Annotated in this window: 13 protein-coding genes; 4 read left to right on the forward strand and 9 right to left on the reverse strand. The window is 31.3% G+C overall.

Going from position 1 to position 11,636, the window contains the following annotated elements:
• Positions 1-3: 3 nt before the first annotated feature.
• From murD to mraZ, 7 genes are read right to left on the reverse strand one after another with little or no spacing between them, the layout of a single operon-like run.
• On the reverse strand, positions 4-1,338 hold the full coding sequence (gene murD / locus GYM73_RS00890) for a UDP-N-acetylmuramoyl-L-alanine--D-glutamate ligase (protein ID WP_220233842.1): 1,335 nt from the start codon (positions 1,336-1,338) through the stop codon (positions 4-6).
• A 4-nt stretch (positions 1,339-1,342) separates the two neighbouring features.
• A complete protein-coding gene (mraY, locus tag GYM73_RS00895; RefSeq protein WP_105297100.1) occupies positions 1,343-2,566 on the reverse strand; it encodes a phospho-N-acetylmuramoyl-pentapeptide-transferase in 1,224 nt (407 codons plus the stop codon).
• A gap of 5 nt (positions 2,567-2,571) precedes the next feature.
• A complete protein-coding gene (locus GYM73_RS00900; RefSeq protein ID WP_220233843.1) occupies positions 2,572-4,029 on the reverse strand; it encodes a UDP-N-acetylmuramoyl-L-alanyl-D-glutamate--2,6-diaminopimelate ligase in 1,458 nt (485 codons plus the stop codon).
• Entirely contained in the window at positions 4,026-5,990 is a 1,965-nt protein-coding gene (locus GYM73_RS00905; RefSeq protein WP_160542439.1) for a penicillin-binding protein, read from the reverse strand. The genes GYM73_RS00900 and GYM73_RS00905 overlap by 4 nt, the downstream gene beginning before the upstream one ends.
• Positions 5,983-6,333, reverse strand: a complete 351-nt coding sequence (locus tag GYM73_RS00910; RefSeq protein ID WP_105297103.1) for an FtsL-like putative cell division protein — start codon at positions 6,331-6,333, stop codon at positions 5,983-5,985. The genes GYM73_RS00905 and GYM73_RS00910 overlap by 8 nt, the downstream gene beginning before the upstream one ends.
• A gap of 1 nt (position 6,334) precedes the next feature.
• Complete coding sequence (gene rsmH / locus GYM73_RS00915; protein ID WP_370625951.1) at positions 6,335-7,234, reverse strand: 16S rRNA (cytosine(1402)-N(4))-methyltransferase RsmH; 900 nt, start codon at positions 7,232-7,234, stop codon at positions 6,335-6,337.
• Positions 7,221-7,688, reverse strand: coding sequence for a division/cell wall cluster transcriptional repressor MraZ (gene mraZ / locus GYM73_RS00920; RefSeq protein ID WP_105297105.1), 468 nt, complete (start codon positions 7,686-7,688; stop codon positions 7,221-7,223). The genes rsmH and mraZ overlap by 14 nt, the downstream gene beginning before the upstream one ends.
• A gap of 196 nt (positions 7,689-7,884) precedes the next feature.
• Here mraZ and GYM73_RS00925 point away from each other — a divergent pair, with 196 nt between their 5' ends.
• The 4 genes from GYM73_RS00925 to GYM73_RS00940 all read left to right on the forward strand — a co-directional run bounded on the left by GYM73_RS00925 (position 7,885) and on the right by GYM73_RS00940 (position 10,410).
• A complete protein-coding gene (locus tag GYM73_RS00925; RefSeq protein WP_105297106.1) occupies positions 7,885-8,649 on the forward strand; it encodes an alpha/beta fold hydrolase in 765 nt (254 codons plus the stop codon).
• A gap of 11 nt (positions 8,650-8,660) precedes the next feature.
• Positions 8,661-9,284, forward strand: a complete 624-nt coding sequence (yihA, locus tag GYM73_RS00930; protein ID WP_105297189.1) for a ribosome biogenesis GTP-binding protein YihA/YsxC — start codon at positions 8,661-8,663, stop codon at positions 9,282-9,284.
• A gap of 63 nt (positions 9,285-9,347) precedes the next feature.
• A complete protein-coding gene (gene rlmB, locus GYM73_RS00935; protein WP_166005310.1) occupies positions 9,348-10,091 on the forward strand; it encodes a 23S rRNA (guanosine(2251)-2'-O)-methyltransferase RlmB in 744 nt (247 codons plus the stop codon).
• A gap of 37 nt (positions 10,092-10,128) precedes the next feature.
• Positions 10,129-10,410 carry a hypothetical protein gene (locus GYM73_RS00940; RefSeq protein ID WP_220233844.1) on the forward strand — a complete coding sequence of 94 codons (282 nt, stop codon included), beginning with the start codon at positions 10,129-10,131 and terminating at the stop codon, positions 10,408-10,410.
• Here the strand turns inward: GYM73_RS00940 and GYM73_RS00945 are convergent.
• Both GYM73_RS00945 and xrtF read right to left on the reverse strand, forming a co-directional pair.
• Positions 10,397-10,840, reverse strand: coding sequence for an exosortase F system-associated protein (locus tag GYM73_RS00945; protein ID WP_160542433.1), 444 nt, complete (start codon positions 10,838-10,840; stop codon positions 10,397-10,399). The two genes, GYM73_RS00940 and GYM73_RS00945, sit on opposite strands and share 14 nt — an antisense overlap.
• 4 nt (positions 10,841-10,844) lie before the next feature.
• Positions 10,845-11,375 (reverse strand): exosortase family protein XrtF, encoded by a 531-nt coding sequence (xrtF, locus tag GYM73_RS00950; protein WP_166005314.1) that lies wholly within the window; start codon positions 11,373-11,375, stop codon positions 10,845-10,847.
• Positions 11,376-11,636: the final 261 nt, after the last annotated feature.

Raw genomic sequence — 11,636 nt, forward strand, 5'->3', positions numbered from 1 at the left:
TTATTAAAGTTTTCTAACTTCCTCCTTAAACTGATTTCCTCGATCTTCATAATTTTTAAATAGATCGAAACTTGCACAAGCGGGTGAAAGAAGAACAGAATCTCCTTTTGAGCCTAAACTATAGGCTGCATTTACGGCATCTTTCATACATTTAGTTTCAACAATGTTTGAAACTATATCCTGAAAAGTATCAATTATCTTTTTATTATCAACACCTAAACAAACTATGGCTTTGACTTTTCTTTGAACAAATGGAATAAGTTCACTGTAATCATTTCCTTTATCGGTTCCTCCCACAATCCATACCAGAGGTGTTTTCATACTTTCTAAAGCATAATAAACAGAATTTACATTGGTCGCCTTACTGTCGTTGATAAAATTAATTCCATTAATTTTTAAAACAAATTCCAAACGGTGTTCTACCGCTTCAAAATCCATTAAACTTTGTTTTATGAAATCATTTTTAATTTTAGATAGTTTTCCGGCAATTCCTGCTGCCATGGAATTGGCAATATTGTGTTTTCCTGTAAGTGCTAATTCGTTGATTTTCATTTTAAAAGTATCTGAGTTAATGTGGAAGTTTATATTTTCATGATCGCTGAAAGCTCCGTTTTCAATTTTCATATGTAAAGAAAAAGGAAGCTTTTGCGCTTTGGTATTATGATTTTGAAACCAATTAGTAGTCATTGGATCATCCTCATTATATATAAAATAATCCTTAGTATCTTGATTTTTAGTTATTGTAAATTTTGCATCGATATACTTTTTATAGGTGTATTCATATCGATCGAGATGGTCAGGGCTTAAATTCAAGACCATGGCTATATGGGGTTTGAAGTTTTGAATGTCATCTAACTGAAAACTGCTAATTTCAAGTATATAATAATCAAAATTTTCTTCGGCTACCTGCCAAGCAAAGCTTTTACCGATATTTCCTGCCAATCCAACAGAATAACCAGCTTTTTTAAATATATGGTAGGTTAATGAGGTAGTGGTTGTTTTACCATTTGAACCGGTAATTGCAATAAGTGTAGCATCGGTATATTGTGAGGCAAATTCAATTTCTGATGAAATAAGAATTTGTCTTTCATTAATTTGTTGAATTATGGGTGATTTTTTAGGGATCCCCGGGCTTTTTATAATCCAATCAGCATTGAGTATTAATGCCTCTGTATGTTGTTTTTCTTCAAATGGAATTTCCTTTTCAGATAAAATCGCTTTATATTCATCCTTCATAGAACCCATATCGGAAAGAAAAACTTCAAATCCAACTTTTTTTCCTAATATGGCTGCACCTACGCCACTTTCTCCACCTCCTAATATAACTAGCCTTTTCATTTTTTTATCTTACTTTTAGGGTTATGATACAGAATATGGCCAGCATAATTCCAATAATCCAAAAACGGGTTACTATTTTACTTTCGTGATATCCTAATTTTTGAAAATGGTGATGAAGGGGTGACATTAAAAATATTCTTTTTCCTTCTCCGTATTTTTTCTTAGTATATTTAAAATAAATTACCTGGAGTATTACAGAAAGATTTTCAATTAAAAATATTCCGCATAATACAGGGATTAGTAATTCTTTTCTTAAAACTATAGCTAAAACCGCGATAACGCCTCCGATCGTAAGACTTCCCGTATCTCCCATAAATATTTGAGCCGGATACGTGTTATACCATAAAAAGCCGATCAAAGCACCGGCAAAGGCTGCCGAAAATATTACTATTTCGCCCGAATTAGGGATATACATCAGATTTAAGTAATCCGCCATCATTATATTTCCGGATACATAAGCAAATAAAGCTAGAGTGGTAACAATAATTGCAGAACTTCCAGCTGCTAATCCGTCAATCCCGTCGGTGAGGTTGGCTCCGTTAGAAACTGCAGTAACAATAGTTATAACTACCGGAATTAAAATGATCCATACCAAATCTTCTGATTCTTTTTCATCCATTCCTATCCATTTGAGAACCTTTCCGTAATCAAATTGATTGTTTTTAAAAAATGGAATAGTAGTTTTAAATGTTTTTTCTCTGGGATAGAAATCTTTTGCGAATTCTATATTATGAGAGCCTTCAATTTTTTCTTTGATTACTATATCTTTATTTGTATATAAAACTACTCCCACAAAAATACCGAGACTTATCTGACCTAAAACTTTGAATTTACCTTTTAATCCGACTTTATTTTTTTTATGAATTTTTAAAAAGTCGTCTAAAAAGCCAATAATTCCCATCCAAATGGTTGATATGACTAATATAATAATATAGATGTTGTTTAATTTACAAAATAAAAGTACCGGAATCAACGTTGCCAAGATGATAATAATTCCTCCCATAGTCGGAGTACCTTCTTTTTCTTTTTGTCCGCTAAGTCCCAGCTCTCTCACTGTTTCACCTAATTGTTTTCTACGAAGGAAATTGATAATTTTTTTACCAATAATTAAAGAGATAAATAGAGATGTAAATACCGCTGCTAAGGCTCGGAATGTAATATATCTATATAAACCGCTTCCGGGTATATAATAATTTACATTTAAATAATCAAATAAGTGGTAAAGCATCCTTTTTATGTGTTTTTTAATAATTCTTTAGCTATTTTTATATCATCAAATGGAAAATGCTTTCCATTAATTTCTTGATAATTTTCATGTCCTTTTCCCGCAATCAGGATTATATCTTTAGGTGCTGCCATTTTAATGGCTGTTCGTATGGCTTGTTTTCTATCTGTTATGGATAAATATTTATTGGTGTTTTGAGGTTCAATACCTGTTTCAATTTCTTGTATTATTTCATCCGGATTTTCATCTCTGGGATTATCGGATGTTATAATTGCTAAATCGGATAATCGAGTGGCAATATTTCCCATTTTGGGTCTTTTCTCCTTATCTCTATGTCCTCCACAACCAAAAACAGTAATTAGTTTTTCATTTCTAGTACGGGATTGATTGATGGCCTCCAAAATGTTTTGTAACGCATCGGGAGTATGGGCATAATCCACAATAATGTATTTTTTGTCATCGCTCACATAGGTTTCAAATCGTCCTTTCACTCGTTGTAATTTACTTAATGCCGTTACAATATCTAAAGAATCAAAGCCTAATTCAGAAGCAATAGTATAAGCTAAAAGTTCATTATATGCATTGAATTTTCCTGCTAAAACTGTCCAAAATTCTTGATTATTAAATTGTAACAACATTCCGTCTAATCTATTCTCAATAATTTTCCCCTTATATTCTGAATTTGATTTTAAGGAATAGGTTACTTTTTTAGCGTTAGTATTTTGAAGCATTATAAGACCATTTTTATCATCCATATTAGTGATCGCAATGGCGGTCTTTGGTAATTCATCAAAAAATTTCTTTTTAGCAGCAATATAATTGGAAAACGTTTGGTGATAATCCAAATGGTCATGCGTGATATTTGTAAAAGCTCCAATTTTAAAAGTTAACCCTGCTAACCTATTTTGATGTATTCCGTGCGAACTAACTTCCATGAATGCATATTGACAACCTTCGTCTACTGCTTGAGCTAGTAATTGGTTTATGGTAATAGGATCAGGAGTCGTATGATTTGAATTTAAAACTTTATCTGAAATTCTGTTTTCAATTGTTGAAAGTAAAGCACAACGAAAACCTAATTGTGTAAATAAATTATAGAGTAAAGTTGTTGTGGTCGTCTTACCATTAGTTCCTGTAATCCCTGCAAGCGTCAATTTCTCGGAAGGATTGTCATAAAAGTTTGAAGCGACTATACCTAAAGCTATGCTTGAATTTTTAACCTGAACATAAGTTACGTAATCTGATAATTCTTCAGGAAGTTCTTCGCATACGACAACAGCTGCCCCTTGGGTTATAGCTTGGGGTATATATTTATGACCGTCTAAATCGTATCCTTTTATAGCAAAGAAAATATATCCCGATTCAATTTTTCTTGAATCAAAAGAAATATTTTTAATTGAAGAACCAACATTACCAATTAGTTTTTCAATGGATACTTTATATAATAGGTCTGAAAGCTTTTTCATGCGCTTAATTTTAAATATACAGTCATACCTTTTTTTATAGGATAGCCAATTATGGATTGTTCAATGACTTTTCCATTTCCTGAATAAACTACTTTTAATCCCAGGTTTTCCAAAGCGGGGATAGCATCTTTTCCATAATAGCCAATTACGTTTGGAACCAAGGCAGTAGATGGGCTAATAGTTAGCTTTTGGTTTTTAGTTAATAATACATTTATATTTTGTGACTCTTTAGATTTATCTTCTTTGGGAAGATTTAATGGTTTTTTAAGATATACTTTACCTGCTATTTCTTTAAATACAGGAGCCGCAACCTGAGATCCATAAAATCCTTTTTTTGGTTTGTTAATAACTACTATACACGAATATTCAGGATGATCTGCGGGAAAAAATCCGCAGAAAGAGGCTTGATATAATCTGCCTTTTCCTTTATTCCAGTATTCCACCTGAGCAGTTCCTGTTTTACCGGCCATTGATAAATTCGGTGTATAAATACTTTTTGACGTTCCTGTTTCCACGGCATAGGTTAACATTTTCTTTAAATCGTTAATTGCTTTTTGGGAAGCCATTTTTTGATTTATTACTATAGGCGTAAATTTTTCGGTAACGATACCTTTTGATTCAATTTTATACAGAAGTTGAGGTTTCATTAATTTGCCGTTGTTAGCTACTCCATTGTAAAAAGTAAGAATTTGCAGCGGAGTAAGTTTAACGCCATAACCGAATGACATCCAAGCAAGGGTAACCGGACTCCATTTTTTACCGTATTTAGGTATGTAAGGAGCGCTTTCTCCGGGTATATCAATGTCTGTTTTTTTGTTAATGCCCCATGAATTTATTTTATTTAAAAAATCTTGCGGATTTTTAGAAAAATATTTATCTACCGTTTTAGAAATTCCCACATTGCTCGATTGAGAAAGAACCTGTGATAGAGTGATAATACCGCTTCCGTGATCATCTCGTATGGTATGTTTATAGTATTTCCAATACCCGGGACCAATATCAACCGTGGTATTTGGTTCTACATATCCATCATCCAGAAGAGCCAACATAGATATTGATTTAAATGTTGATCCAGGTTCTGCTGCCTCCCACACTGCAAAATTCCGTAAATCGTCATATCCGCCGTCTTTAGTTCGTTGAAGATTGGTTAGGGCAACAATTTTACCGGTGGCAACTTCCATAACTATAGCACAACCATGATCCGCTTCAGATTTTTCAAGTTGTTCTTGCAAAGCAGAATAAGCAATGTCTTGAATCCTCATGTCTATAGTTGTATACACATCATTTCCATCTTGAGGTTCTAACTCTATATTAATGGGTTTCCACTGTTTTTGATTAATTCTTTGTTGGATTTCTCTCCCGTTTTTACCTTTTAAATAACAAGAAAATGCACCTTCTAACCCTGATTTTCCTCTTTCATCATCAAATCCTAAGGTTCTGATTCCAAATCCTGAAATGGTTTTTATTCTCTCGGTTCTTCTTTCAACTATAAAGCCTCCTTTGTTTTTTCCTTTGTTTAAGATTGGAAAATTTTTAAGTCTGGCAAATTGTTCGTAATCAAGGCCTTTGGCTAGTTTTAAGTATTGATTTTCTTTTTTTCTTGCTTCGTTTAATTTCGAATAAAAATAAAAGCTTGGCTTTTTAAACATTTTTTGCAAAGAATCGCATAATGCTCCAATATTATTTTGATACAATTCGTTACGGATAGTTTTCATATCCATATATATATCATATTTAGTAATCGTGGTGGCAAGTAAGATACCGTCCGAAGCATATAAATTACCTCTTGCGGCTACAACCTCTACATTTCGGAAATTGGTGGTTTGAGCAAGATTTTTATATTTTTCGGTATCATGAGTTTGAATATAAATAAGGCGAGCAAACACGGATACCGCAAATAATAAAATAAGTGCGGCAACCAAGTAGGTACGTGCTAATATTTTTTTTCGCTCATTATTCATCTTTAACTTTAGGTACCAAAATTTTATAAGGTTGTTTATCTAATGCATGAAGTGAATCAGAGATGACCATGTCCTCCAATTCTGATTCTACTTTCAATTTCATTAGTTTATTATGTATTAAAGCATATCGGGCTTTATATTCTTCTGATTTTTCTTTTAACTCTGAAATTTCTACTACTTTTTCATCAACTATATGAGAAGAAGAAATTGAAATTAGAGACAAAATCATCATAAATAAAATAAACTTCCAAACGGAAAAAGCATCGCCCTCTACTAAAAATTTTCCTTTTAGTATATCTAAAATAGTTCTAGCTTTTTTATTTTTAGCTCTTCTTTTAGCCATTTTACCGTTTTGTTGCTATTCGCATTTTTGCACTACGTGCTCTTGTGTTATCTAAAATTTCTTCTTGATTCGGGATTATAGCTTTTGAATAAGGAATATCAAAAGGTTTTTCCCAATTCCCGTAAATATCTCTTTCCGGCTCTCCTTTAAATAATCCTGTTTTTAAAAATTTTTTAACCAATCGATCTTCAAGCGAATGGTAGGAGATAAACACCAATGTTCCCCCCGGCTTAAGCATTTCATAGCTTTGAGTTAATAGCTCTTTCAAAGCATTTAATTCGTCATTTACTTCAATTCTAAGCGCTTGAAATAATTGAGCGAAAAATTTATTTTGTTTAAAAGAGGGAATACTCTTTTCAAATATTACTTTAAGATCTGAGGTTGTTTCAATATGTTTTTCTTTTCTTGCTTCTATAATTTCTCTTGAAATTTTTCTGGATTGTTTTAATTCTCCGTATAAATAAAAAATTTCAGCTAATTGATCTTCTGTATAGTTGTTAATAATATCTTTTGCACTCAGGGATTGTTTATTATTCATCCTCATGTCTAGTGGACCGTCAAAACGGGTGGAAAAACCTCTTAACGGCATATCAAATTGATGGGATGAAACCCCTAAATCGGCAAGTATACCATCAACAGCGTCTACTTTATAAAATCGCAACGAATTTTTCAAATAACGAAAATTCTGTTGAATGAATGTAAAGCGACTATCTTGAATAAGGTTGGCAATTGCGTCATAATCTTGATCAAAAGCAAACAGCTTTCCTTCAGGAGATAATTTTTCCAAAATTAAACGAGAGTGCCCTCCGCCGCCAAAAGTGCAGTCTACGTAAATACCTTTGGGATTAGAAATTAAAGCATCTACGCTTGGATGTAATAATACAGGCTTATGATAATTCATCTTCAGATATATTACCCATTACTTCCTCTGCTAAATTGGCAAAGTCTAAATCATTTACATTAACAGAATCTTCATAAAGGTTCTTATCCCATATTTCTATAACATTAATAGCTGCCGCTACTACAATATTTTTTTCAAGCTTAGCAAATTGTATCAAATCTTTACTTATCTGTAAACGTCCGCTGGTATCTATTTCCACATTTTTTAAACCGGCTGTAAATTGGCGGATAAAATCATTATTTTTTTTCACAAAACGGTTTAATTTATTTATTTTGCCCATTACCTGATTCCATTCAGACATGGGGTGAAGCTCTAAACAGGGTTGAAATACGGATCTTTTTAGGACAAAACCTTCTTGCAAAAGGGTATCCATTTGCTTCTTCAAACCTGAAGGGAGCAACATTCTTCCTTTTGAATCAAGGGTACATTCATATGTTCCAATAAGATTTACCATATTAGTCTTCAAAATTAGAAATTATTTTCCACTTTGCTCCACTTTTACCCACTTTTGTTGATAACTTTTGTGGGCTAAATAATTCGGTAAAAAAAGGATATTTAAATACATAAAGAAGGAAAGTTATTAGTAAATAATGTTTTTATTTAGTAATAAATGATGTATTTTTGCATCTGCACAGCAATAAGATTGACTAATGATTTTTAATCTTCGTAAAGAAAAAAAATTTGCATATACGGTAGAGGGAGAAGGCAAACCAATAGTTTTATTGCATGGTTTAATGGGTAGTTTAAGCAATTTTTCGGATCAGGTTAATTTTTTTTCCAAAAATGGCTACAAGGTGTATTCTATTGAACTTCCTTTATATTCTCTTCCTACTTTGAGGACTAACGTAATGGGATTAACTAATTATGTGATTAGCTTTCTACAGAAGGTTGTTGATGAGCCATCCATTATTTTGGGGAATTCTTTAGGCGGACATTTAGGATTAATGATTTCTTTGAAAAAACCTCAATATGTTGATTCTTTGGTTTTAACCGGTAGTTCAGGATTGTATGAGAGAAGTTTTGGAGAATCCTATCCTAAAAGAGGCAGCTATGATTATATAAAAAAGAAATCGGAAGAGGTTTTTTATGATCCTAAAATTGCCACTAAAGAATTAGTTGAAGAAGTATATGAAACATTGTCTGACAGGAGCAAAGTTTTAAAAACAATTCACATTGCAAGAAGTGCCATCAAGCATAATTTATCTAAAGAGTTAAAAAATATTCATCAACCGACATGTCTGATTTGGGGAAAACAAGACAATGTAACTCCACCGGAAGTAGCGGAAGAATTTCATGAAGGAATTCCTAATTCTCAATTATTTTGGGTAGATCAATGCGGTCATTCGCCAATGATGGAAAAACCGATTGAATTTAATGAAATTCTTTTTAATTGGCTGAAAGAGATGAAATTGTAGAAAATCAAATCATGAATATATATTCAGCAGAATTTATAAAAAGCAGTAAATTAATTGAAGATTGTCCGGAAGGCAATAAGCCTGAATATGCCTTTATAGGCAGATCTAACGTAGGTAAATCATCTTTAATTAATATGCTTACCAATAAAAAAGGGTTAGCCAAAACTTCATCCACTCCCGGAAAGACTCAATTGATTAATCATTTTTTAATTAATGACAACTGGTATTTAACAGATTTGCCGGGATATGGTTATGCGAAAGCTTCTAAAACGAATAGGGCTGCATTTTCTAAGATGATTGAAAAATATGTGTTGTCTAGAAAAAATTTAGTAAACCTTTTTGTATTAATAGACGCTCGTCATTTACCTCTTAAAATTGATATAGATTTTATCAACTGGCTGGGAGAATCAGGTATCCCTTTTTCATTAATTTTCACCAAGTTGGATAAAGTCACTCAAAAAGAGTTTTCTTTTAATTTTAAAAAGTATTCTCAAGAATTACGTAAAACTTGGGATGATCTTCCTGAAATGTTTAAATCTTCATCAGAAAAGAAGATTGGAAAAGAAGAGATACTTTCTTTTATTGAAGATACCAATAAATATTTGGCAAGAAATAAAATTTATTTTGGAGATTAATAATCTAACCAAATAATTAGTAGAAGCTTGACTAAATACTTATAAATTACCCTCATTAAAAATATGGAAAAAGATTTTATATTCGGAATACGGCCTGTTATGGAGGCTTTAGAGGCAGGAAAAACTTTTGATAAGGTATTTATTCAAAATGGTTTATTAGGAGATAATATTAAAGTCTTGAAGATGAAATTTTCACAAGCGGGAATTCGTGTTAAGTATGTTCCGATTGAAAAATTGAATCGATTGACCCGTAAAAATCATCAAGGTGTATGTGCTTTTCTTTCACCGGTACAATTTTTTTCAATTGAGGATGTTATACCTCAATTGTTTGATGACGGGAAAATGCCATTGGTCCTTATTTTAGATCATTTAACTGACGTTAGAAATTTTGGAGCAATTTGCAGAACAGCAGAAATTGTTGGTGTTGACGTCATAGTTATTCCTGATGAAGGTTCGGCTCCAATCAATTCGGATTCTATTAAAACATCTGCAGGAGCTATTTACAATTTAAAAATTTGCAAGGAGAAGAATTTATTAAAAGTATTGGAGTTTTTAAAGCTAAGTGGTATAAAAGTTGTTAGTGCTACTGAGAAAACAGATACATATTTATATGATGAAGTGTTGGAACTTCCGTTAGCTGTTATTGTAGGAAATGAAGAAAAAGGAATTTCAAGGGATCTGCTTAAAAATTCTGATGCAAAATTAAAGCTGCCTATTTACGGTAAAACGGATTCTTTAAATGTATCTGTAGCTTGTGGCGCCTTTTTATACGAAGTGGTAAGGCAGAATTTAAACTCAAATAAATAAATTTTCATAAATTTATTATCTAAAATATATTATAATAATGAAAAGTTCAATAATTATTGGTATTCTATTTTTAATCCTGGGAATAGCCTTAGGGTACATCCAATGTAATGGATCAAAAGAACCCTTATTAACAATTACATTAGTTATTGGTTTATTGGCCGGTTCCGGAATAGGTCTCATATTAGGTGCTATTGGCGGTTATAGCAGTAAAACGCAAAGTATAAAGAGAAAAGCTAGAGAAGCCGAAAGAGAAGTTATGAGAAATAAGCTACAAAATCAAGAAACCACAACCAATAACGATACTCCTAACGGGAATTAGTGGGTAAATTCTTATAATAATATATTGCGGGTATAAGCAACAGTAAAAATATAGGCTGAATTAAAACTCTTCTTATATAAAATGTTGGCATGTAACCCAAACTAAAATTGGTTAGTAAGGAAAATAAATAAAGGGATATAAAAATAAGGAATCCAATACTTAAAATATAGGAACATACTTTCATTATTTTTTTATCATTATACCATAAATATATAATCACAAGCGTTATAATAGAATTTAATCCGTATCGAAAGATAAGAGACGTCGTAAGTTTTATGAGATTAAATTCAGGAGGAATTTGATGATTAAAATCTTTTTGTTTAAAAAATAAGAGTAGAGGATCATAAAACAAAGAGGTTTCAAATTTTCGTACCAAAATTAAAGCAAGTATGCTTAGTAGAATTCCAATAATTTTACCTGTTTTTTTCATATTTTTATTTCTTTTTAAATATGAAATATTTAATCCATACAATCCATAATATAATTATCAATCCGTATATAATTGATGGAAATAAATAGTCATGGCTGAATTTTCCATATTGCGGATAATAATAAAATATATAATTAATAAAGCTTATCCTTACAATGTTTATTAAGTATATAAATAAGATAGTTATAACCAGATAAATACAGGTTTTTTTGAAAGAATTAGCAAAAGCTATTATAAACGATAGGTAAAGAATAATTACCGACAAAGCATTGCACCCCTCATTTATAATGCTGACAAATTTATTATTGATATAAAAACGCATGAAATTTTCATGATCTATATGGATCGCCTTGCTTGTAATACCAATACATTGGAGTAAACAAGACGATTGTTTAGCAACGTTAAAAGTATAAATATCACAGGTCGCCAGGTCATTTTGATAATAAGTAAGATACCAATAATAGAGTGCTGTTAAAATTAAATAAACAGAGAAAAATTTAAGTAAACTTATAAATATGGGCCTATATTCTTTCATGAAAAAGAAACTAAAATATAAAAATATAAATTATTATAATTATAAGTATTGCAAATACTAAATAACTTATACTTTAATTATAAGTTTTAAGATATAGAATTAAGATGAGAATTAGTCGGATTATTTCAATTTTTTGGTAATATTATAGTTTTAAATATTTTATTGAAATAATAAGTAGTTGAAAATAAGGACTTTACCAATATGCGTAAAAAAGTAGGTAAAATCTGATTTTTATAAAATATATTTCATTCAATGAACTAA

Source organism: Apibacter sp. ESL0432 (assembly GCF_019469225.1).
In the GTDB taxonomy this organism is placed as follows: domain Bacteria; phylum Bacteroidota; class Bacteroidia; order Flavobacteriales; family Weeksellaceae; genus Apibacter.

Bases quoted from the DNA above. Each gene is read 5' to 3' on its own strand.
- mraZ (WP_105297105.1), bottom strand. From the start codon at position 7,688: ATGGTAAATCTTATTGGAACATATGAATGTACCCTTGATTCAAAAGGA.
- GYM73_RS00910 (WP_105297103.1), bottom strand. From the start codon at position 6,333: ATGGCTAAAAGAAGAGCTAAAAATAAAAAAGCTAGAACTATTTTAGAT.
- mraY (WP_105297100.1), bottom strand. From the start codon at position 2,566: ATGCTTTACCACTTATTTGATTATTTAAATGTAAATTATTATATACCC.
- GYM73_RS00925 (WP_105297106.1), top strand. From the start codon at position 7,885: ATGATTTTTAATCTTCGTAAAGAAAAAAAATTTGCATATACGGTAGAG.
- yihA (WP_105297189.1), top strand. From the start codon at position 8,661: ATGAATATATATTCAGCAGAATTTATAAAAAGCAGTAAATTAATTGAA.
- rlmB (WP_166005310.1), top strand. From the start codon at position 9,348: ATGGAAAAAGATTTTATATTCGGAATACGGCCTGTTATGGAGGCTTTA.
- GYM73_RS00940 (WP_220233844.1), top strand. From the start codon at position 10,129: ATGAAAAGTTCAATAATTATTGGTATTCTATTTTTAATCCTGGGAATA.
- GYM73_RS00900 (WP_220233843.1), bottom strand. From the start codon at position 4,029: ATGAAAAAGCTTTCAGACCTATTATATAAAGTATCCATTGAAAAACTA.
- GYM73_RS00905 (WP_160542439.1), bottom strand. From the start codon at position 5,990: ATGAATAATGAGCGAAAAAAAATATTAGCACGTACCTACTTGGTTGCC.
- rsmH (WP_370625951.1), bottom strand. From the start codon at position 7,234: ATGAATTATCATAAGCCTGTATTATTACATCCAAGCGTAGATGCTTTA.
- murD (WP_220233842.1), bottom strand. From the start codon at position 1,338: ATGAAAAGGCTAGTTATATTAGGAGGTGGAGAAAGTGGCGTAGGTGCA.
- xrtF (WP_166005314.1), bottom strand. From the start codon at position 11,375: ATGAAAGAATATAGGCCCATATTTATAAGTTTACTTAAATTTTTCTCT.
- GYM73_RS00945 (WP_160542433.1), bottom strand. From the start codon at position 10,840: ATGAAAAAAACAGGTAAAATTATTGGAATTCTACTAAGCATACTTGCT.